The 22742-nt window shown below is 66.4% G+C and carries 16 protein-coding genes and 1 riboswitch; of the genes, 7 read left to right on the top strand and 9 right to left on the bottom strand.

Annotated elements, in window-relative coordinates; all coding sequences use genetic code 11:
• Positions 1-852 (bottom strand): acyl-CoA dehydrogenase family protein (locus tag DY468_RS13050; RefSeq protein WP_164605232.1); only part of this gene is annotated, 852 nt, incomplete at its 3' end.
• Positions 853-1514: 662 nt separating this feature from the next.
• On the opposite strand from DY468_RS13050, the gene DY468_RS13045 reads away from it, so the two are divergent.
• The 6 genes from DY468_RS13045 to DY468_RS13020 all read left to right on the top strand — a co-directional run bounded on the left by DY468_RS13045 (position 1515) and on the right by DY468_RS13020 (position 9046).
• The gene (locus DY468_RS13045) at positions 1515-1991 is read left to right on the top strand and encodes a MarR family winged helix-turn-helix transcriptional regulator (protein WP_054164597.1); all 477 of its coding nucleotides are present in this window, start codon (positions 1515-1517) and stop codon (positions 1989-1991) included.
• Positions 1992-2299: 308 nt separating this feature from the next.
• Positions 2300-3445, top strand: a complete 1146-nt coding sequence (locus DY468_RS13040) for an ABC transporter substrate-binding protein (RefSeq protein ID WP_164605231.1) — start codon at positions 2300-2302, stop codon at positions 3443-3445.
• Positions 3446-3563: 118 nt separating this feature from the next.
• Entirely contained in the window at positions 3564-6425 is a 2862-nt protein-coding gene (locus DY468_RS24975; protein ID WP_164605230.1) for an ABC transporter permease subunit, read from the top strand.
• Positions 6422-7201 (top strand): ABC transporter ATP-binding protein, encoded by a 780-nt coding sequence (locus DY468_RS13030; protein WP_246700964.1) that lies wholly within the window; start codon positions 6422-6424, stop codon positions 7199-7201. Before DY468_RS24975 ends, DY468_RS13030 begins: the two co-directional genes overlap by 4 nt.
• Before the next feature lie 55 nt (positions 7202-7256).
• Positions 7257-8009, top strand: a complete 753-nt coding sequence (locus tag DY468_RS13025; RefSeq protein WP_164605229.1) for a class II aldolase/adducin family protein — start codon at positions 7257-7259, stop codon at positions 8007-8009.
• 47 nt (positions 8010-8056) lie between these two features.
• Positions 8057-9046, top strand: coding sequence for a ketopantoate reductase family protein (locus tag DY468_RS13020; RefSeq protein WP_164605228.1), 990 nt, complete (start codon positions 8057-8059; stop codon positions 9044-9046).
• A 186-nt stretch (positions 9047-9232) separates the two neighbouring features.
• On the opposite strand, the gene atzF is transcribed toward DY468_RS13020, so the two are convergent.
• From atzF to DY468_RS12985, 7 genes are read right to left on the bottom strand one after another with little or no spacing between them, the layout of a single operon-like run.
• On the bottom strand, positions 9233-11056 hold the full coding sequence (gene atzF, locus DY468_RS13015) for an allophanate hydrolase (protein WP_164605227.1): 1824 nt from the start codon (positions 11054-11056) through the stop codon (positions 9233-9235).
• Positions 11056-14604 (bottom strand): urea carboxylase, encoded by a 3549-nt coding sequence (gene uca / locus DY468_RS13010; protein ID WP_164605226.1) that lies wholly within the window; start codon positions 14602-14604, stop codon positions 11056-11058. Before uca ends, atzF begins: the two co-directional genes overlap by 1 nt.
• 2 nt (positions 14605-14606) lie before the next feature.
• Complete coding sequence (locus DY468_RS13005) at positions 14607-15242, bottom strand: urea amidolyase associated protein UAAP2 (protein WP_047307426.1); 636 nt, start codon at positions 15240-15242, stop codon at positions 14607-14609.
• 2 nt (positions 15243-15244) lie between these two features.
• Positions 15245-16084, bottom strand: coding sequence for an urea amidolyase associated protein UAAP1 (locus tag DY468_RS13000; protein ID WP_164605225.1), 840 nt, complete (start codon positions 16082-16084; stop codon positions 15245-15247).
• 38 nt (positions 16085-16122) lie between these two features.
• Positions 16123-16914 (bottom strand): ABC transporter ATP-binding protein, encoded by a 792-nt coding sequence (locus tag DY468_RS12995; RefSeq protein ID WP_164605224.1) that lies wholly within the window; start codon positions 16912-16914, stop codon positions 16123-16125.
• Positions 16911-17729 (bottom strand): ABC transporter permease, encoded by an 819-nt coding sequence (locus tag DY468_RS12990; protein ID WP_164605223.1) that lies wholly within the window; start codon positions 17727-17729, stop codon positions 16911-16913. Before DY468_RS12990 ends, DY468_RS12995 begins: the two co-directional genes overlap by 4 nt.
• Positions 17730-17763: 34 nt before the next feature.
• Positions 17764-18834: a putative urea ABC transporter substrate-binding protein gene (locus DY468_RS12985; protein WP_164605222.1), complete on the bottom strand. Its 1071-nt coding sequence runs from the start codon at positions 18832-18834 to the stop codon at positions 17764-17766.
• A gap of 75 nt (positions 18835-18909) precedes the next feature.
• Positions 18910-19015: riboswitch (guanidine-I (ykkC/yxkD leader) on the bottom strand.
• Positions 19016-19232: 217 nt separating this feature from the next.
• Here DY468_RS12985 and DY468_RS12980 point away from each other — a divergent pair.
• Positions 19233-21620: a PAS domain-containing protein gene (locus DY468_RS12980; RefSeq protein WP_164605221.1), complete on the top strand. Its 2388-nt coding sequence runs from the start codon at positions 19233-19235 to the stop codon at positions 21618-21620.
• Positions 21621-21645: 25 nt separating this feature from the next.
• Here the strand turns inward: DY468_RS12980 and DY468_RS12975 are convergent, their stop codons facing one another.
• Positions 21646-22437, bottom strand: coding sequence for an IclR family transcriptional regulator domain-containing protein (locus tag DY468_RS12975; protein WP_164605220.1), 792 nt, complete (start codon positions 22435-22437; stop codon positions 21646-21648).
• Positions 22438-22742: the final 305 nt, after the last annotated feature.

Below are 22742 nucleotides of genomic sequence, written 5' to 3'. Positions count from 1 at the left end.
GCGCAGTTCGGCTTCGGCCTTGGCGACCGCGACCTGCACATAGCCGCGATCGGCGAGCTTGGGCGCGCCGGTGATCGAGACGCGGCCGCCTGCCATCTCGATCACGTCATCGAGCGCCGCGCGGGCGACGCCGAGGCCGACCACTGCCAGCACCTGCGCGGCGAGGCCGAGCGACGGGTAGCGATAGATATCGGCATCGACCGAGGCCGCACCGCCGCGGATCAGCGTCCACTCTTCGGGCACGACCACATCCTTGACCACGAGGTCGTGGCTGCCGGTGCCTTCGAGGCCGATCACGTTCCAGTTCGGCCGGATCTCGACCTTGTCGGCCGGCATCACCGCGACCCGCGGCAGTCCGCCGGAACTATCACCCTCGACCTGGATTCCGACGCCGATCAGTGAGGCGCCGGTCGAGCCGCTGCCGAATTTCCAGGTGCCGTTGACGAGGAAGCCATCGGGCGTGCGTTTAGCCGGCTGCAGCGGGAACAGGCCGCCGGCGAACACCACGTCCGGGCCGTTCGCATAGAGTTTGCGCAGCGTCGGCTCGGGCAGCGCGGCGAGATACGTGGCGGCGGCGCCGAAGCTCGCAACCCAGCCGGTCGAGCCGTCGGCCTGGGAGATCTTTTCGATCATCCGGCAGAACTCCGCCGGGCTCTTCTCGTCGCCGCCGAATATCCGCGCGACCATCGCCCGGTAGATGCCGGCCTTGCGCAACCGCTCGATGATGTCCTGGGAGACGTGCTGCTGCGCGCTGAATTCGGCGCGGCGGGCCCGGATATCGGCGACCAGCGCGTCGAAATCCTCGATCGGCGCGGCCGGCTTCAGGTGGATCACGCTGGCGACGTCGGTCATGGTGTCCTCTTTCGCGATTGGCGCTGGCGTCCGCGCTGTGAGGACCTTCGATGCCGCGAACCGCGCATCGACGACCTCGCTACTTGCAAAAGACAATCATGAACTACTCGAACATTCCAGTGAATTATCGAGCGTCCGCGCATCAATTTCGGGCGTTTGCCTGCACGCGATCTGCTCATCGTGCGAACCGGACAGGCAATCGGGCTGCTGCGGCGCACGCTGGGTGGCGCGCGCTGAGGCTGGAGCAGCCCATTGATGGATCGAAGCGCTGTCGCTCTCCACGGGCACTGAGTCCTCATCCTGAGGAACCCGTCGAAGCCGGGCGTCTCGAAGGATGGGGCCGCGCGGAACTCGCGGCCCATGGTTCGAGACGGCGCTTCGCGCGTCCTCACCATGAGGTGGTGCTTTTGGCTAGGCCACCTTTGCCAGCTCTGAATTCTGTCAGACGCCGCACTGCTCTAGCATCGGCTCAATCTGCAGCCCTCGCGTAGCGCGCGATGGCAGGAACCGTTCGGGATTCCTCGCGATATGCCGTGCCGCTCCGTCTGGAATAGTTGTCGATTGGCCTGACGAGATATTGTCATTTTCCACAATCTCGGGAAGTGTCGTGCACTGCAGCGAGCGACGCTGCAGCGCCACCGACCGACCAGCCAGGACAACAGATGCAGAGCAAGAACGACGGCATGAAGCGGCGAATCCGGGCTGACGACAGCCGGTTTCTTTCCAACCGCTCGCCGTTCTTTCACAATGTGCGGATGCTGGCGCGCTATTCGGCGCGGATGAACGCCATCCTGAAACCCGCCGGCCTCGACGTGCCGAAATGGCGGGTGCTGATGCTGCTGGTCGAGGGGCGGCCGATCACCGTGTCGCAGATCGCGGACGAGGCGGTGGTCAACATTTCCACCATGGCCAAGATCATCAACCGCATGACCGACGACGGTCTGGTGACGGTGCGGACCTCCAGCACCGATGCCCGCTCGACCGAAGTGTTCATCACCGAGGCGGGTGAGCAGGTGCTCGAACTGGTGCGCGACAAGGTCGCTTACCTGTTCAAGGAAGCGCTGCGCGGGCTGACCAAGGCCGAGGTGCAACTTCTCAACACGCTGTCGGTCAAGATCTACGACAACCTGTCGCCGTAGCTGCCCATAGCCTGCAAACTATGGAAAACGCGACCGTTTCCGTCGCTGCGGTGGGACGGGACGGCGCCTCGTGGTTGCGCCGCACGCAGGCGATGTGACTGCGAAAGCAGCAAACCGTCGCGAGATATTGTGCAGGCCGCCGTTATAAGTTGCTTGATTGTTCGCTGGAATATTTCACTAATTGGACCCGTCATGCAGACGGGAATTAGTCGCGTTCAAAACCCTCTGCTGATCACCGCGCCTGACCCGAGCGGCCGCAGCCGCGAAGCCGGCAGCGGCCCCGCAACGACGGATCGGAAGAGGGACTCATGCAGACATTCAAGGCGTTCGCGGTCGCGGCGATCCTGACGGCGCTGGCCGGCCCGGCGATGGCCCAGGTCAAGGTCGGCGTCATCGCGTCGTCGACCGGGCCGATCTCGGTGGTCGGCCTGCAGCAGAAGAACACGGTGGCGCTGCTGCCGAAGAAGATCGGCGACTTCACGGTCGACTACATCTACATGGACGACAATTCCGACCCGACCCAGGCCACCAAGGACGTCCAGAAGTTCCTGATCGAGGACAAGGTCGATGCCATCATCGGCCCGTCGGGCTCGCCCAATGCCATGGCGGTCCTGCCGTTCATCGCCGACTCCAAGACCGTGATGCTGGCGCCGGTCGGCACCACCGCGGTGGTGCTGCCGATGGACGACAAGAAGAAGTGGGTGTTCAAGACCACCCAGAACGACAACCTCGTCATGGATGCGCTGGTCGCGCACATGAAGAAGAACGGCGTCAAGACCGTCGCTTATATCGGCACCAACGATCCGCTCGGCGCCAATTTCGGCAAGGCCTTCAAGGCGGCGATCGCGCCCGCCGGCATCAAGCTGATCGCCGACGAGACCTTCAGCCGCGCCGACACCTCGGTCGCCGGCCAGAGCCTGAAGATCATCTCGGCCGCGCCCGACGCGGTGCTGGTCGGCGCCGCCGGCGCCACCACGGTGCTGCCGGAAGTCACCCTGGTCGATCAGGGCTACAAGGGGCGGGTGTACCAAACCCACGGCGCCGCGACGCCGGAGTTCCTCAAGCTCGGCGGCAAGAAGGTCGACGGCACCGTGCTGGCCGCCAGTCCGATGCTGGTGCAGTCTCAGGTCGGTGACGACGTGCCGTCGAAGGCGTCGGGCCAGGCCTATATCGACGCCTACACCAAGGTGTACGGCGTCGCGCCCGGCACCTTCGGCGCCAATGTGTGGGACGCCGGGCTGCTGCTCGAACGCACCATTCCGATCGCAGGCCAGAAGGCCAAGCCCGGCACGCCGGAGTTCCGCGCGGCGCTGCGCGACGCGCTGGAGAACGTCAAGGATCTGACCGGCGCGCAGGGCGTCTACAACATGACCCCCGCCGACCACTCCGGCTTCGACGCCCGCAGCATCGTCACCATCACGGTGAAGGACGGCGCCTGGCAGCTTCTCAAGTAACAGCCTCGCGCGCTGCGGATCGCCTGACGCGGTCCGCAGTGCGTTCAATCCCGGCCGGAACTTCGCTCGACTATCGCACGGCAGATGACGCAGCGCTCGCGTCGCCGAAAGGATCTTCGTGAATCTCGTCGTCGCACTGTTTTTGGCTCAGGACGGCATTGCCAACGGCGTGGTCTATGCGCTGCTGGCGGTGGCGATCGTGCTGCTGTTCTCGGTCACCCGCATCACCTTCGTGCCGCAGGGCGAGTTCGTGTCCTACGGCGCGCTGACCTTTGTGGCGATGCAGGACGGCCAGCGGCCCGGCACGATTCCGCTGCTCGGCCTGCTGATCGCGCTGCATGTCGTGGTCGATCTCGCCGCCGGCTGGCGCCGGCAGCGCGCTGTTGCCTTGCTGAGTTCGGCGTTACGTGCCGTCGCCGGCCCGCTGATCGTGTTGGCGCTGGCCTATCTCGGGAGCAGCTTCCACCTGCCGCTGATCGCCCAGGCAGTGCTGGCGATCGCGGTGATCACCGCCGCGGGGCCGCTGCTGTATCGGCTCGTGTATCAGCCGCTCGCCGATGCCTCGGTGCTGGTGCTGCTGATCGTCTCGGTGGCGCTGCATTTCGTCATGACCGGGCTAGCGCTCTACATCTTCGGTCCGAGCGGCCAGCGCTCGGCGCCGCTGATCGACATCACGTTTCCGGTGATGGGCGTGCCGATCGCCGGGCAGACGCTGCTGATTATCGGCATCACCGTGGCGCTGATCGGCGCGCTGTATTTCGCCTCGCAGCACACGCTGTACGGCAAGGCGATGCAGGCGGTTGCGCTGAACCGCACCGGCGCGCGGCTGATGGGCATCTCCACCGCGCTGGCGGGCCGCACCTCGTTCCTGCTCGCCGCCTTCATCGGCGCGCTGGCCGGCGTCTTGATCTCGCCGACCACCACGATTTTGTACGACACCGGCTTTCTGCTCGGCCTCAAGGGCTTCGTCGGCGCGATCCTCGGCGGGCTGGCGAGCTATCCGGTGTCGGCGCTCGGGGCGGTGCTGATCGGGCTGCTCGAAAGTTATTCGTCGTTCTTCGCCTCGACCTACAAGGAAGTCATCGTCTTCAGTCTGATCATCCCGATCCTGCTGGTGCAGACGCTGCGCCAGCATCGCATCGAGGAGGACGACCACGACAGCGAGGCGGTGCCGGCACAGCTCAACCTGTCGCCCGAGGCGCTGCGCCGCCGCCGGCGGATCAAGACCGGCCTCGGTGTCGCCTTCGTGCTCGCGGTTGCGGCCATGCCGGCGATCCTCTCGGACTATCAAGTGGCATTGCTGAACTATGTCGGGCTGGCGGCGATCGTCGTTCTCGGCTTGGTGCTGCTCACCGGCGTGGCCGGGCTGACGTCGTTCGCGCAGGCCGCCTATGTCGGGATCGGCGCCTATATCACCGGCTACGTCTCGTCGACCTACGGCGTGTCGCCGTGGCTGACGCTGCCGCTGGCGCTCGCCGTCGCCTGCGTGCTGGCGCTGCTCGGCTCGCTGATCACGGTGCGGCTGTCGGGGCACTATCTGCCGCTGGCGACGCTGTCGTTGGCGATCGTCGCCTACTATCTGTTCGCGGGTCTGCCGCAGACCGGCGGTCAGGCCGGCATGACCGACATCCCGCCGCTGACCGTCGCCGGCACCGCGGTGCACAGCCCGAAGGCGTGGTATGTCGGCATCTGGGGCGCGCTGCTGCTGCTGCAACTCGGGATGTCGAACCTGCTCGACTCCCGTCCCGGCCGCGCCATCCGGGCGCTGAAGTCCGGTGCGATCATGGCCGAAAGCCTCGGCGTCAACACCTGGGCGATGAAGATCGCCGCCTTCGTGATCGCCTGCCTGCTGGCGGCGCTGGCCGGCTGGCTGTACGCGCACTTCCAGCGCTTTCTCAATCCGTCGCCGTTCTCGTTCAACCAGGGCATCGAATATCTGTTCATGGCGGTGATCGGCGGCGCCGGATCGATCGGCGGCGCGCTGGTCGGCTCAGGCATCGTCGTTCTGGCCAATCAGTGGCTGCAGACCAATTTGCCGTTGATCCTCGGCATGCAGGGCGATTTCGAGATCATCATCTTCGGCATTGCCGCGATGGCGATGCTGCAGCTGTTGCCGCGCGGCATCTGGCCGGCGCTGCTCGATCTCACCGGGCTACGGGTGCCGAAGTCCTGGACGTTCTCGGCCGATGCCAAGCTGCCGCCGCTGCGCGACAAGCCGGTGCCCGGCGAGACCGTGCTGGCGGTGCGCGGCGTCTCGAAGAATTTCGGTGCCATCGCCGCCAACCGCAACATCAGCCTCGACGCCAAAGCCGGCGAAGTGCTCGCCTTGATCGGCCCCAACGGCGCCGGCAAGAGCACGCTGTTCGACCTGATCTCCGGCGTGCAGCGGCCGTCGAGCGGCAACGTGCACTTCCTCGGCCGCGAGAGCAGCTACTTTCCGCGCGACCTGTCGCGCGCCGGCATGGGGCGCACCTTCCAGCACGTCCGCATCGTGCCGGAGATGACGGTGGTGGAGAACACCGCGCTCGGCGCCCATGCCCGGGCCGACACCTCGTTCCTGGCGGCAGCGCTGCGGCTCGATCGGCCGAAGGAGGCGATGCTGATCGCCGAGGCGCTGCGCCAGCTCGAGCGGGTCGGCCTGCACGGCGCCGCCACCACCAACGCCGGCAGCCTCGCCCTCGGCCAACAGCGCGTGCTGGAGATTGCCCGAGCGCTCGCCTCCGATCCATGCCTGCTGCTCCTCGACGAGCCCGCGGCGGGACTGCGCCATCTCGAAAAGCAGGCGCTGGCGCAGTTGCTGAAGCAGCTCAAGGCCGAAGGCATGGCGGTGATCATCGTCGAGCACGACATGGATTTCGTGATGAACCTCGCCGATCGCATCGTGGTGATGCAGTTCGGGGAGAAGCTCGCCGAAGGCACCCCATGCGAGATCCAGCGCAACCCGGCGGTGATCGAAGCCTATCTGGGAGGCGCCGAATGACCACCAGCCGAATGACCACCACCAGCGACGTCCTGCTCCAGGCCCACAACGTCGACATCGGCTATGGCCGGGTCAATGTCGTCCACGGCGTCAGCCTCAATGTCCGCCGCGGCCAGATCATCGCCATTATCGGCCCCAACGGCGCCGGCAAGACCACGCTGCTCAGCGGCCTGATGGGGCTGCTGCCGGTTAAGGGCAAGCTGTCGTTCTTCGGCGAGACCGCGGCCGAGCAGCCCTCCGTCGAGGCTCTGGTCGGGCGCGGCGTCACGCTGATTCCGGAGACCCGCGAATTGTTCGGGCCGATGAGCGTCGAGGACAATCTGCGGCTCGGCGGCTTCGCGCGCTGGCAGCAGGGCCACCGCGACATCGAGGCCGGGCTCGCCGAAGTCTACGCGCTGATGCCGCGGCTGGAGGAGCGCAAGCGCCAGGCGGCCAAGACATTGTCGGGCGGCGAGCGGCAGATGCTGGCGATGGGCCGCGCGCTGATGTCGAGGCCGCAACTGCTGCTGCTCGACGAGCCCAGCCTCGGGTTGGCGCCGCTGATCACCCGCGACATTCTCCGCACCGTGGCGAGCCTGCGCGACCGCGGCATGTCGTGTCTCCTTGTCGAGCAGAACGCCAAGGCGGCGCTGCGGATCGCCGACTACGCTTATGTGATGGAATCCGGCGCCTTCGTGCTGGAAGGCCCGGCCGCCGAGGTCGCCGCCAACCCCGACATCATCGCCAGCTATCTCGGCGTCCGTTCGGCCGCCGCAACCGAGAGCCTGCAGCACTGACGACGCCGGGTCCGCCCGGCGAGACTTCATCACGCCCCAACAGGAGCATCAGCTCATGAACGCCCATGCCTCGATAGACCAGATGACGGAAGCCCAGCTCCGCACCGAGCTGGCGCTGTGCTACCGGCTGATCGATTTCTTCGGCTGGACCGAGATGATCTTCAATCACGTCTCGGTGCGGCTGCCGGGCGCCGAGAAGCGCTACCTCGTCAATCCGTTCGGCCTCAACTACAACGAGGTGACGCCGGACAATCTGCTCACCGTCGACGTCTCCGGCGAGCTGATCGGCAGCTCCGAGTACAAGCCGAATCCGGCCGGCTTCGCGCTGCACGGCGCGATCCACTCGGCGCGCGAGGATCTGCACTGCGTGCTGCACGCCCACACCACGCCGATGTCGGCGGTGGCGCAGAAGGCCGGCGGGCTCAGCCATGACAGCTTCTACGGCGCGCAGCTCACCGGCCGGGTCGGCTACCACACCTTCGAGGGCATCACGCTGTACGACGACGAGCGCGAGCGGATGCTGAAGAGCCTCGGCGACGGCGACGTGCTGATCCTGCGCAATCACGGCGTCGCGGTCGGTGCGCCGGACATTCCGCGCGCCTTCATGCTGCTGTGGACGGTGCAGCGCGCCTGCGAGATCCAGTGCGCGGCCGGCACCATCCCCGGCCCGGATACGCCGCTGCCGGATCATGTCCGCCAGCAGTGCGTCGACAGTTCGAAAGACTTGATCGCGGAGAGCAGCTTCGCCCGGCTGTTCTTCGACGCCGCGGTCCGGCGGATGATCAAGGCGCAGGGGCCGGCGTTCTGAACGCGATGAGCGGCAGCGCGCACGGCGCGGGCGCCATTGGGGCATCGGTGGCGCCCGCCTCTCGTTTGAAGCTGTGCGTGGTCGGCGCCGGGGCGATCGGCACCGCGCTCGCCGGCCGTCTGCATGCCGCCGGCCATTCGGTGGCGGTGCTGGCGCGCGGCGCGCGGCGCGACTTCATCGCGCGCCACGGCTTGTCGCTGAAGGACGGTGACCTCGACGCCGCGTTCCGCCCCGAACTGGCGGAGCTCGCCGATCTGTCGGCCTATGATCTGGTGATCGTCGCGGTGAAGGCCGGGGCTCTGCCGGCCCTGCTGCCGCCGCTCGCCGCCGCGATGCGCGCCGACGCGCTGCTGATGCCGGCGATCAACGGCCTGCCGTGGTGGTACTTCCTCGGCGAAAATGGTCCGCTGGCCGACCGACCGTTGCGTGCGGTCGATCCCGACGCCGCGTTGCTGCCGCTGTTCGGCCCGGAACGTCTGATCGGCTGCGTGGTCTACAGCCGGGTGACGATGCTCGGCAGCGGCCACGTCATCGTCAGCGGCCGCCAGGAGCTGCAACTCGGCGCCGTCAGCGGCGCGCCGCCGCTGGCCGGCCTCGCGGCACGCTTTGCGGAGTCGGGAATTGCCGTAACGGTCGAGGCTGATATTCGCCGGGCGGTGTGGCGCAAGCTGATCCGCAACGCGGCGACCAATGTGGTGTCTGCGCTCACCGACGCGACTCTGGAGCAGATCGGCCACGACGCCGACGCGACGCGGGTGGTGACAGATATCGCGGTGGAAGTCGCAGGACTGGCGGCGCGGCTGCATCGCGCGGTCGATCCCGAGCTGACGCAGTTGCTCGAGGTGCTGCGTACCGCCGGGCCGTTCGCGACCTCGATGCTGCAGGACCTGCGGCACGGCCGCGAACCGGAACTCGGCGCGATCGCCGACGCGCCGCTCGAACTCGCCGGCATGGTCGGCCATCCGATGCCGGCGCTGCAGGCGGCGACCACCTTGCTGAAGTTGCGGGTGCGGGTGCTGCGCGACAACGCGACTTGACGGCGCCGTGGCGCGGTCGCTTCTCGCGCCCGTCAGCATGTCGGCCGTCCGACGTCCGCTGCCAAGCAGTTTCGTCAAAATGCAGCAGTGCAAATCCGGCGCTTGATCCTCTCTCGTGACCCGCAAGACAGGATGTTCTCACGCCGACCCCAAGGAGATGGTTTCCCAGTGTTGAGGCCGGCCGTGTCAGCTCGCCAGGCTCTTCATATACGCCCGCCATCCGCCGAAAGCCGAAATGTCGGTCGCGCCTTTCAGGCCCTCGGCCTCGACGATGAAGCCTTTCGGCGTGGTGCCGTCGGCGAGCCGCGTGGTGCCGATGCCGAGCGGGGCGGGGATGCCGGCGACGAAGCTGCCGAAGCCTTCGGCGGAGATTGCCCAGACCTCGGTGGCGATCGGGGCGCCTTCGCCCGGTGCGACGCGCAGCAGGCCGGGGCGGAAGGGTGGGCCGCCTTGCAGGGCGAACAGCTTGTAGTCGGGCGTGGTGGACACCGCGCGCAGGAAACGCGCGCCGCGGCTGGTCAGCTCATGGTTGAGCGGCATGCCGGACAGATGCGCGCCGACCACCACCAGCTCGATCTCGTTCGCAGCGGCAGAGGACGAACTCTCAATGCGCGCCGGCACCTTGGTGCTGCTGGCGCCCACGGACACCTCGCTTGCGGCGTGAAGGCGCTCGCCCAGCGCGGCGAGCAGAGCGTCGCGGCCGGCCGGCGCGATCAGCGTGACGCCGGACGGAAAACCATCGGCGCGGAATCGGCCGGGTACGCCCAGCGCGCAGAGGTCGAGCAGATTGACGAAATTGGTGTAGGTGCCAAGCTCGCTGTTGGGGCCGATCGGATCGGCCTGCAAATCCGCGACCGTGCGCGGGCGCGGATAGGTCGGCACCATCAGCACGTCGATGCTGCTCCAGATCGCATCGGCGGCGCGGCGCAGCTCGGCCAGCCGGTACAGCCCGCCAAACGCATCGGCCGCGCTGAACGCCGAAGCCGAGCCGATGATCTTTCGCGTCACCGGATGCAGCAGCTCGGGCGTGGTCTCGATCACCTGCCGGATCGCCTGATAGCGCTCAGCGACCCACGGGCCGCTGTAGAGCAGATTGGCGACGTCGAACAATGGCGACATATCAACTGCACGAGCGGGTGCAGACACCACCGTCGCAAGGTCCGTCACCGCAAGATCGAATGCCCGTTCGGACTGCAGCTCGCCGGCGAATTTGCGGCTGGCCGTGTCCGGCACACCGACGCGCAGACCGGGCGGCAAAGCCGCGGGCTTGGTAGCTGCACCGGGATGCGGCCGCGACCAGGGATCGGCGCGGTCGAACGTCGCCATGACGCGATAGACTGCGTGCGCGTCTGCGACGGTGCCGGCGAACACCGAGATCGTATCCAGGGTCCGGCACGCCGGCACCATGCCGCGCGGCGACACGCTGCCGAGTGACGGCTTCAGCCCGACGATGTTGTTGAGCGCAGCCGGCACGCGGCCGGAGCCTGCAGTGTCGGTGCCGAGCGCGAATGTCACCAGACCATGCGCCACCGCGACCGCCGAGCCGCTGCTTGATCCGCCCGGGACGTAGCGCGGATCGATCGCATTGCGCGGCACCGGATAGGGCGTGCGCACGCCGACCAGCCCGGTCGCGAACTGATCGAGGTTGGTCTTGCCGATCAGGATCGCGCCGGCATCGAGCAGACGCTGAACCGCAAACGCGGTTTCGTTCGGCGTGGAGGCGAAGCCCGGGCAGGCGGCCGTGGTCGGCAGTCCCGCGACGTCGATGTTGTCCTTCACGGCGAATGGGATGCCCCACAGCGGCTTGGTATCGGGATCGAACGGGCCGAGCGCGGCGGCGTCGGCGAGAACATCGTGCTCGGGTCGCAGCGTGATGAAGATGCCGGGATCGGCCACCGCTGCGATCCGGCGATACGCCGCGGTGATGATCTCAGCCGGGGAGGCGCCGGCCGCATATGCGGCGTGCAGGTTCCCGATCGTCGGGAAGGTGGTGAGTTCAACTGCCGGCATCACACTTCCTCCAGCGCGCAGATCAGGTCGCCGGCGCGCAGCGTCTGGCCCGGCTTGGCATTGAGGGCTCTGACGATGCCGCGCGCGGTCGCCGGAATCGCGATCTCCATCTTCATCGACTCGATCACTGCCAGCGTCTGGCCGATTTCGACATGCTCGCCCGGCTCGACGGTGAGCTTCCAGACGTTGCCCGGCGCCTCGGTGAACTGGCCGACGCAGCCGTCCGGCACGTCGCCGCCGGAGCCGAGCGCGGCGGCGGTGTCATCCTCCACCACCTCGTCCAGCTTGGCGTCGCGCCAGCGTTGGCGCTCGGCCTCGAATGCGGTCTGCTGGCGGGTCTTGAACGCCGTAATGCCCTCGGCTTCGCGCGTCAGAAACGCCTTGTAGTCGGCGTAGGAGAACGTCGTCTCCTCGATCCTGAGTGGATACGCCCCGTGCGGAAACGCGGCGCGGGCGTCGAGCAGTTCGTCCGGCGTCACCGGGAAGAATCGGATCTGGTCGAAGAACCGCAGCAGCCAGGGATGGCCGGGCTTGAACATTTCGGTGCTGCGCCAGGTGTTCCAGACCTGGATGGTGCGGCCGAACAGCTGATAACCGCCGGGGCCCTCCATGCCGTAGATGCACATATAGGCGCCGCCGATGCCGACGGCGTTTTCGGGCGTCCATGTGCGGGCCGGATTGTATTTGGTGGTGACCAGGCGATGCCGCGGATCGACCGGGGTGGCGACCGGTGCGCCGAGATAGACGTCGCCAAGGCCGAGCACGAGGTAGTTGGCGTCGAACACGATGCGCTTGACGTCGTCTTCGCTGGCAAGGCCGTTGATGCGGCGGATGAACTCGATGTTGGACGGGCACCACGGCGCATCGGGGCGCACCAGCTCCTGATACTTGCGCATCGCCAGCACCGCCTGCGGATCGTTCCACGACAGCGGCAGATGAATGATGCGGCTCGGCACCGCCATTGCCTCGACCGAGGGCAGTTCGCGCTCGATCCTCGCCAGCGCGTCGAGCAGCTTGCGGCGCGACATCACCGCGCTGTCGTAGTGGATCTGCAGCGATCGGATTCCCGGGGTGAGATCGATGATCCCAGGCAGCTTCGCTTTCTCCACCGCCTCGGCAAGCACATGCACCCGCAGGCGCAGTGCGATGTCGAGCTCCATCGGGCCGTATTCGACGAGGAGATTGTCGTCACCGGCGCGGCGATACACCACCGGGATCTCGCCATCGTCATGGCGGCCGACGATCGCCGAGCCGAGCTCGGCAGGTGCGGAGATCACAGTCGGCCCTGCGACCGGATCATCGGCGCGCGTCACCGGCACGAAGCGAAGTTTGTCGCCGGGCTTGAGCTGGCCGACCTTCCACAATTCGTCGCGCGCCACCACAGCCGGGCAGACGAAGCCGCCGAGGCTTGGGCCATCGGGGCCGAGGATGATCGGCATGTCACCGGTGAAGTCGATCGCGCCGACCGCGTAAGCATTGTCGTGGATGTTGGAGGGATGCAGCCCGGCTTCGCCGCCGTCGGCGCGCGCCCATTGCGGCTTCGGTCCGATCAGCCGCACGCCGGTGCGGGCGCTGTTGAAGTGCACTTCGTAGTCGGAGGAAAACAGCGTCGCGATGTCGTCGTCCCGGAAGAAATCGGGCGCACCGTGGGGGCCGTAGATCACGCCGATCTGCCACGCGCGCGTCAGCGCTGGCCGTTCGTCATCGGTGAGCGCGCGCGGCTCCGCGACAGGAGCGATCGAGCCGAAATGCAGCACGTCGCCGGCCTTCAGCGCGCCGGTAGCGTGGCCGCCGAACGCGCCGAGCGTGAATACCGCGCGGGAGCCGAACACTTCGGGCGCGTCGAAGCCGCCGCGGATGGCGAGATAGCAACGCTGACCGGCGCCCTCGATCTTGCCGATCGCCAGCATTTGGCCGGCGCGCACAGCGATGGGCGCGTCGTTGCTAACCGCTGTGCCGTCGAGCTTTGCCGCCATGCCGGCGCCGCACAGCGCCACGACGGCGTCGGCGTTGAAGCGTAGCGTCGGACCGCTGACGGTGAGTTCGAACGCCGCGGTGGTTTCCGGATTGCCGACGATGCGGTTGGCGAGGCGGAACGAGCGCTCGTCCATCGGTCCGCTCGGCGGCACGCCGACGTGCCACAGATGCAGCCGGCCCGGCAGCTCCTGCAGGCCGGACTGCGCGCCCGGCGCCACCACGTCGATGGTGCGCGCCGCGAAGCTGAAATCGGCCAGCACCTTGGTGGCGACCTTGCCGCTGCGGAACAGATCGGACGTGGCGATCGCGCGCAGATAATCGAGATTGGTCTCGATCCCGGCGATGGTGGTCGCGGAGAGGGCGCCGGTCATCTTGTCGATCGCGGCGTCGCGGTCGGCCGCGTGGACGATCAGCTTGGCCAGCATCGGATCGTAGAACGGCGTCACCTCGTCGCCGGTTTCGATCCAGCTATCGATACGCGCGTCACCCGGAAACGCCACCTGGGTCAGCCGGCCGGCCGAGGGCCGGAAGCCGGCACCGGGATTTTCGGCATACAGCCGCACTTCGATCGCCGCGCCTTGCGGCGGACGCGGTGTGTAGATCGCAAGCGGGCTGTCGCCGGCAGCCTGGCGCACCATCCATTCGACCAGATCGACCCCGAACACCGCTTCGGTGACCGGATGCTCGACCTGCAGACGGGTGTTGACTTCGAGGAAGTAGAATTCGTTGCGGGCGACATCGTAGATGAATTCGACGGTGCCGGCGGATTCGTAGGCGACGCTCTGGCCGAGCGCGACCGCGGCCTGATGCAGCCGCGTCCGCATCTCATCCGAGATGCCGGGCGCCGGGGTTTCCTCGACCACTTTCTGGTTGCGTCGTTGCAGCGAGCAGTCGCGCTCGCCGAGCGCGATCACGTTGCCCTGGCCGTCGCCGAAGATCTGCACTTCAATATGGCGGGCGTCGGCGACGAAGCGCTCAAGATACACCCGCGCGTCGCCGAAGCTGGCACGGGCGGTGCGCTGCACGGTGGCGAAGCGCTCGCGCAGCGTCGCCTCGTCGTGGCAGAGCTGCATGCCGATGCCGCCGCCGCCCGCGGTGCTCTTCAGCATCAGCGGAAAGCCGATCCGCGCGGCTGCTTCCAGCGCCTCGTCGATGCTGTCGATCAGCCCGGTGCCGGGCAGCAGCGGCACGTTGCTGGCCTGCGCCAGTTCGCGGGCGCGGTGCTTCAGGCCGAACGCCTCGAGATGTTCGGGGCGCGGGCCGATGAAGGCGATGCCGTGCTGCTTCAGCCGCTCGGCAAAGCCGCGGTTCTCCGACAGGAAGCCATAGCCGGGATGCACCGCCTGCGCGCTGGTTGAGAGGCAGGCGTCGATCACGGCGTCGACGTTCAGATAGCTGTCGCTGGCGGCGTCGCCGCCGACCCGAACCGCTTCGTCGGCCTCGCGCACCGGACGGGTGAAACGGTCGGCGTCCGAATAGATCGCGACCGATGCGATCCCCATTCGGCGCAAGGTGCGGCCGATCCGCCCGGCGATTTCGCCGCGGTTGGCAACCAGAACTTTGCTGAACATGATCAGTCCTCGCCGGCCTCGTAGATCACCACCTGGATCGGCGTCGGGAAGAAGCCGTTGCAGGGATTGTTGACCTGCGGACAGTTCGAGATCAGGCACAGCACGTCCATCTCGGCGACCATCTCGACGTAGTCGCCGGGCTTGGAGACGCCGTCGACCACGGTGAAATTGCCGGAGGTGTCGAGCGGCACGTTCATGAAGAAGTTCAGATTCGGCACGATGTCGCGCTTCGACAGGCCGTGCTTGGCAGCTTCCAGCACGAAGTTCTCGCGGCAGGCGTGCAGATATTTGGTCTGGTGCCCGAACCGCACGGTGTTGCTCTCGCACGAGCAGGCGCCGGCGGAAGTGTCGTGCAGGCCGCAACTATCGGCCACCATCCGCAGCATGGTGCGGCCTTCGGTGGACATGATCCGCGTGCCGGTGGTGACATAGGCCGAGCCCTGGGCGCGCAGCGTATCCTGGCCGCTGTAGCGTTCGCCGTGATCGTCGGCGGCGTAGAACAGGGTGTCGACCGCCTGCTGGCCGTGGCTGTCGACGATGCGCAGCGTCTGGCCCTTGCGGATGATCGCCGACCACGGCACGCGCGCCGGGATCTCGGTGTCGAGCACGATGCGGGCGGAAGCGGGAATCGCGGTCATGCTCAGGCCCTCCCTGCGGCGCCGGGGAGATAGAATGCGTTGTTCTCGAACGCGCGTTTGGCTTCGAGCGACACGGTGCGGCACAGGTCGTCGGCAGCCGGTTCGGGGGCCTGATAGCGGATGATCTCGACATCGCCCGGTGCGTAACTGGGGGATGGGTCGAGAGGGTGCGGACAGTTCGACACCGCGACGAGCAGGTCGAGCTCGGCGCGCAGATCGACGAAGTCGCCCTTGTTGCGACGCTCGCCGTGCCATTCGAACCGGCCCTGCGAGTCGACGGCGACCGGCGCGAAGAATCCGATCGATGGATGCACGTCGCGGCGATCGAGCCCGAGCTTGCCGGCAGCGAGCACGAAGTTGTCGCGGGTGTTGCGCAGGCCGGTTGTGCCGTAGCGCGCCGCATTGGTCGCCGCGGTGGAACCGCCCACCATGGTGTCGTGCGCCCCGCTGGTGTCCTCGATGATCGACAGCAGCGCCCGGCCCATGTCGGACAGGATCACGCGGCCTTTGCGCAAGCTTGCCGCCCACTGCACCTTGATGGTGTCGGCGTGGTTCAGCCGCTCGCTCGGACAAAACGCATTCCAGGCCTGGATGCTGACGCAGGACGTGCCGTCGGTATTGACGAGACGCAGTGCTTCGCCGCGCCCGAGCCTCGTCACGTAGTACCAACCGCCGGGCACGGTCTCGCGATGGATGATCGTCTCGGCCGCGATCGGCGCGCCGTCGCGCGGCGTCGGCGGCGGCAGCGCCTTCGGCGCCTGCTGCTGGCCCAGCGCCTTGTGCTGTTCGTAGCGCAGCCGGTTGGCCTCGACTTCGGCCTTCTCTTGCTCGGTCAGGATCATGCTGTCCTCACGGTGAACAAATGCCGGGTCGTCCCGGCTCATGCTCCCTGTGCGGCCGGGTCGTCCCGGCCGGAGCGGATCGGATGGTCGGCGTGCGGCTGCGCGACGCGGCGCGGGAAGATTTCGAGATCGCGCGAAATCGTTGCGCCGTAGCGTTCGCGCTCCTCGGGACGGTTGCGATTGCGCTCGAACGCGATCACGCGCGTCGCCAGGCTGAACGCTTCGGACAGATCGTGCGTGACCATCACCACGGTGAGCTCGGTCTCGTTCCACAGCCGCTTCATCAGGACGTGGATGTCGGCGCGGATGCCCGGATCGAGCGCGCCGAACGGCTCGTCGAGCAGCAGGATCTTCGGACCACGCATGATCGCCTGCGCCAGCGCCAGCCGCTGCTGCATGCCGCCGGACAGCGCCGACGGATATTTGGTCTCGTGGCCTTTCAGCCCGACCTCTTCGAGCAGCGTCATCGCCTGCTCGGTCGCCTCGCGCCGCGCCCGGCCGAACAGCCGGCCGAGCAGCCGCGACTGCTGCAGTTCGCGGCCGAGCAGCACGTTGTCGAGCACGGTGAGATGCGGAAACACCGAATAGCGCTGGAACACGACGCCGCGATCGGCGTCGGGCTCGGGCTTGAGCGGTTCGCCGTCGATCAGGATGCGGCCGCGGCTCGGCGCTTCCTCGCCGAGCAGCATCCGCAGGAAGGTGGTCTTGCCGCAGCCGGACGGGCCGACCAGGGCGAGAAACGCGCGCGGCGCGACGTCGAGCGTGATCCGCTCCAGCACGATGTGGTCGCCGTATTCCTTCCAGACGTCTTCGAAGCGGATGGCGCTCATTCCGCCCTCACCGATGCGAACCAGGGGAATGCCTTGCGCTGCAGGAGGCGCAGCGCGAAGTCCATCGCGAAGGCGAGCAGCGTGATCCACACCACGTAGGGAATGATCACGTCCATCGCCAAATAGCGCCTCACCAGGAAGATGCGATAGCCGAGCCCGGAGTCCGAGGCGATCGCTTCGGCGGCGATCAGGAACAGCCAGGCCGGGCCGAGCTGCAGCCGCAGCGAGTCGATCAGCCGCGGCAGGATCTGCGGCAGCACCACGCGCAGCGCGATCTGCCAGGTCGAGGCCCCGAGCGTCTGCGCCTTGATCAGTTGCTCGCGCGGTAGCTCCTGCACCTTCATCGACAGGTCGCGGATGATGCAGGGCAGCGTGCCGATCACGATCAGTGCTATTTTGGAAGTCTCGCCGAGCCCCATCACGATGAACAGGATCGGCAGCAGCGCCAGCGGCGGCACCATCGAGGTCACCGACACGAACGGGCCGAGCAGCGCGTTGGCGGCCGGCAGCAGGCCGATCACGATGCCGATCAGGAGTGCCAGCGAGGTCGAAATCGCCAGCGCTGCCGCCAGTCGCTCCATGCTCGCCAGCGTGTCGACCCACATCAGATAGCTGCCGGTGCGGGCGTCGAGCTGGAACGCCATCTGCTTCACCGCCAGTCCCATGCTGGACAGCGCCGGCAGCAGCTTGTCGTTCGGATTCTCCGCCAGCCGAGCGCCGGAGCCCAGCAGATACGCAATGACCACCAGCACGAACGGCAGCGCCGCCATGTAGATGGCGAGTTGCCGTCCAGGCCTGATGTTCACCCATCGCATCGTCGCGCTCCGGCTTGGCTTGTGAGGTGATCGCTTACAGCTTGCCGGCCGCAGCCATGTCCATGAAGCTCGGGTCGAACCGCAGCTTCACGTTGGCCTTGTCGCCGAGCACGCTCTTGTCGGCGAGCTCGATGCCGACGGCGTCGGCCGACTTCGCGCCCTTGCCGAGCAGATCCTTCTCGAACAGGAACTTGCGGACGCGGTCCATGGTGCTGCCGATCGCCGCGCTCTTGGTGAAGGCTTCGGCGTCCGCGGCCTTGCTGAACAGCCTGGTCGAGGCGAGCTGGCTTTCGAAGCCGGTCAGATCGGTGCCCGAAGCCTTCGCCATCGCTTCCTTGGCGGCCTTGGCGTCGGCGCCGTCCGCCGTCATCTTCGCCATGGTCTCGTACCAGATCCCGACCAGCGCCTTGGCGAAGTTCGGATTGTCCTTCACCACCGCGGTGTTGGCGACCATCAGATCGATGATCTCGCCGGGGATCTGCGAGGAGTCGAACACCTTGTGGGCGTCGGGCGAGGCGAGGATTTCGGAGACGATCGGATTCCAGGTCACCACCGCGGTGACGTCGGCGGTCTTGTAGGCGGCGGCGAGGTCGGCGTCGGAGGTGTTGACCACCTTGACGTCCTTCTCGCTCAGCTTGTTGGATTCGAGCGCGCGCGCCAGCAGATAGTGCGACACCGAGAACTCGACCAGATTGACCTTCTGGCCTTTGATCGCGGCGAAATCCTTCTTGTCCTTCAGGATCACCGCGTCGTTGCCGTTGGAGAAGTCGCCGACGATCACCGCGGTGGTGTCGACGCCGCCGGCGGCGGGAATCGACAGCGCGTCCATGTTGGTGATGGTCACCGCGTCATAGGAGCCAGCGGTGTACTGATTGATCGACTCGACGTAGTCGTTGAACTGCTTCACCTCGATGGTGATGCCGTATTTGTCCGCCCACTTCTTCACGATGCCGGTGTCGGCGGCATAGCCCCAGGGCATCCAGCCGACATAGATCGACCAGGCGACCTTGAAGTCCTTCTTGGGGGCAGCGGAGGCTCCGGCGACGCTCAGGGCGACGATCGAGCCGGCGAGGATCAGAGTAGATAGCAAACGAGTCTTCCGCATCGGATCATTCCTCAGAAACTGGTCACGATGAGGAATTGACATGGACCATCGTTTGCCAATTCCTCGGCTTACGAGGTCTCCCGGGCTTTTGTCCCGCCGTGCGTCCGAAGGATTTCTCCCTTCGGGGGGCAGCTCTCGGACCAGCGTCTGCTTACAGACCGGAACCCTAGCCGCCAACTCTGGAGGCGATTGTTGCCTCAACTCCCTGGCGTTTGGAAGTATTGCGCCGCACAAACAATGTGCAGCTCACGACGGTTGTTTGGTCAAATTGGCGATACGACTGGCGGCGCTGGTAGGATCGTAAAGCCGATGTCGAGGGCGCCGGCCTCTTTTCTCGATCGGCGTCGCGCCAACCGGGCGTTTGCGCTAGGTTTGAGCAATCAGGCCGCAGAGGCGAGATGAACGACAGGCTGTCGGCGTCGGAGCAGGCGCTCATCGATCGGGAAAGAGAGCTGGCGGAGGTTCAGCGCATCGCCAAGGTCGGCGGTGTGGTGGTGGATCTGACCGCCGGCTTCCGCAATCATCGCTCGCCGGAGTATCTGGCGATCCACGGTCTGCCGCCCGAAGCCGTCAACGAGACGCATGAAGATTGGGTGCGCCGGTTGCACCCGGAAGATCGCGAACGCGCCGAGCGGCAATTCCTCGATCTCGTCAAAGGAACCTCCGAGCGCTATTCGTCCGAGTATCGCATCGTCCGCCCGAACGACGGCGAAGTGCGGTGGATCGCGGCGGAAGGCCGGATCGAGCGCGACGCATCCGGGCGCGCGGTGCGGATGGTCGGTGCGCATATCGACATCACCGACCGCGCGGTCGCCCGAGAGATGCTCCGCGAAAGCGAACAGCGGTTCAAGCTGATCGCCGACAGCGCCCCGGTGCCGATCTGGGTGACGCGCCTCGACCGCACCCGCAGTTTCGTCAATCGCGCCTATTGCGACTTCATCGGGGTGCCTTACGAGGACGCGCTGCGGTTCGATTGGCGGAGCATCATTCATCCCGACGATGTCGCTGAGGTGGTGCGCAACAGCCTCGCCGGCGAAGCCTCGCTGAAACCTTTTCATCTGGAAGGTCGGTATCGCCGGGCCGACGGGCAATGGCGGTGGATCAGGTCGGAGTCGCAGCCGCGATGGGATCCGGCCGGCAGTCACATCGGGTTCATCGGCGTCGCCCACGACATCACAACCGCCAAGCAGGCGGAGATCGACCTGCGCAATGTCAACGACACCTTGGAGCGGCTGATCGCGCAACGCACCGCGCAACTGCATTCAAGCGAGTCGCAGCTTCGCGCGATTCTGGAAACCACCAATCAGTATCAGGGATTGCTCGATCTGAAGGGGCGCCTGCTCTACATCAATGCCACGGCACTGGCAGGCATCGCGGCCGAGCCGGCACAAGTACTCGGTACGCTGTTCTGGAAGACGCCGTGGTTTGCCTCCGCGTCCGGAGCATCCGAGGCGATCGAGCGCGCGTTCCACTCGGCGTGCACGGGAGAAACCGCCCGTGTCGACCTCGAACTGCCGCTCTCTGCCGGCGCGCGCCACATCGATTTCTCGCTGCGGCCGGTCTCGGACGCGCAGGGCGGCATCATGGCCGTGCTGGCAGAAGGCATCGACTCGACCGAGCGCCGACGCAACGAGGAAGCGCTCCGACAGGCGCAGAAGATGGAAGCCGTCGGGCAGCTCACCGGCGGCGTCGCGCACGACTTCAACAACCTGCTCACCATCATCCGCTCCGCAGTTGATTTCCTGCGGCGGCGCGATTTGCCGGGGGAGCGTCGCCGTCGCTATGTCGATGCGATTTCCGATACGGCCGATCGCGCTTCGAAGCTGACCGGCCAGTTGCTGGCATTCGCGCGCCGGCAGCCGTTGTCGCCGGTGGTTTTCGACGTCGCGGCCCAGATTCAGAGCATCGCGAGTCTCATTCGTCCGCTGGTCAGCAGTCGTGTCGAGATCGATATCGAGACCGGCGCTGGTCCGAACTACGCCGTCGCCGATATCGGCCAATTCGAAACCGCGCTGGTCAATCTCGCCGTCAACGGCCGCGATGCGATGAACGGCGAAGGCAGGTTGTCGATCGCGCTCCGCCGCGTCGATGAAATCCCGCCGGTGCGGTCGCAGCCGGCGCGGCCCGGCGAGTTCGTGGCGATCTCGGTCACCGATAGCGGCAGCGGCATCGCGCCGGCCAATCTCGACGTGATCTTCGAGCCGTTCTTCACCACCAAGGAGGTCGGTCGCGGCACCGGGCTCGGTCTCAGCCAAGCGTTTGGTTTCGCCAAGCAATCCGGCGGTGAGATCAGCGTGCACAGCACCCTCGGCGAAGGCTCGACGTTCACCATCTATCTGCCTCAGGCGCAGGCCCCTGAGCAGATCGCGGTAGCGAAGCTGTCGCGCACCGATCCGGCCGGCGGCCTCGGTCATCGCATCCTGGTGGTGGAGGACAATGTCGAGGTCGGCAAGTTCTCGACCGAGCTGCTGCAGGATCTCGGCTACACGATCAAATGGGCGAAATCAGCCGACGAGGCACTGGCGGCGCTGGCCGAAGACGAGTTCGCGTTCGATCTGGTGTTTTCCGACGTGATCATGCCCGGCAAGAACGGTGTCGAACTGGCGACCATCATCCGCGAGCGTTATCCGGGGCTGCCGGTGGTCCTGACCAGCGGCTACAGCAGCGTGCTGGCCGAGAACGCACACCAAGGCTTCGAACTGATTCAAAAGCCGTATTCGGTCGAGGCGCTGTCGCGGGTGTTGCGGCGGGCGATTTCCGAGCGAAGGACGCGGCCGACCGGATGAGAGAATTCGCCGGCGTCAGGCGCTTTCACATCATCAATGGCTTGGCTTCTTCGGCCATCGCTTTCAGCAGCGGCAGGAATCGGTCGATCATTTCGCCGGTCGTGATGCGATCGACATGGGCGCCGATATTGGCCGCCGCGACCACCGTGCCGTCGTAGCGGCGGATCGGCACCGCGACCGAGCGGAAGCCGGGCTCGGCTTCGCGGTCGACCAGCGAATAGCCTTTGGTGCGATCGGCGATGATGGTGGCGATCACCGTCGGCTTGTCGACGATGGTCTGTTCGGTCTGCTTGGTCAGGGTCATGCTGTTGATGATGGCAGCCAACTCGTCATTGCCGAGCCGTCCGAGCAGCACACGGCCGACCGAGGTGCAGAACAGCGGCAGCCGATAGCCGAGGTCGATGCCTGCGGAGAACACCCGCGCCGGGCTGGCGCGAGCGACGAACACCGCATCGTCGCCGTCGAGAATTGCCAATGAGCAGACTTCCTTGGCGTCTGCAGAGACACGGTCCATCAGCGGCTGCAGCACCGCACTGATCTGGTTCGACGCCAGATACGCGGAGGCGAGGCCGAGCACACGCGGGGTGAGGGCGAACAGTCGTTCGTCGCTGCTGACGAATCCTGCGGTTTGCAGCGTCAGCAGGATGCGGCGTGCGGTGGCGCGCGGCAGGCCGCAGGCTTTTGCGACGTCGCTCAGCGTCATCGGCCGCTGCTCGGTGCCGAAGGCTTCGATCACCCGCAGGCCGCGCGCCAGGCTCTCGATGAATTCGGCGCTCTCGCGCGTCACGTCGTCGGGGGTTCGTTTCAATTTCGGCATCGATCGGTACTTTAGTATGGGGCGATGCCCGGATGTTGAAAAGAGACCGAGCCGCGGCGATTAACCGCTGACCTATACGACTGTCCGCCATGCGAACACAAGTTCGCTGGCGAGAGGCCGGTCTGATGCACGCCTAGGCGCTGAACGCGCAGAATTTGCGCTTGCCTAGTTTGCTCTTTAGAGGCAGTCTCATTCTAAACGAACATATGTTCGTCTATTGAACAATCTTACAGGCGGCGAAGGAATGGTCACGATCGAGGTCTGCGGCTATGGCAGCAACGGGCTGCCGCGTTTGCGGACCGCCT

This window comes from Rhodopseudomonas sp. BR0M22 (genome assembly GCF_010907035.1).
Taxonomy (GTDB): Bacteria; Pseudomonadota; Alphaproteobacteria; order Rhizobiales; family Xanthobacteraceae; genus Rhodopseudomonas.
The sequence above is the reverse complement of the archived record's forward strand: the minus strand, read 5'-3'. Positions and strand labels throughout refer to the sequence as shown.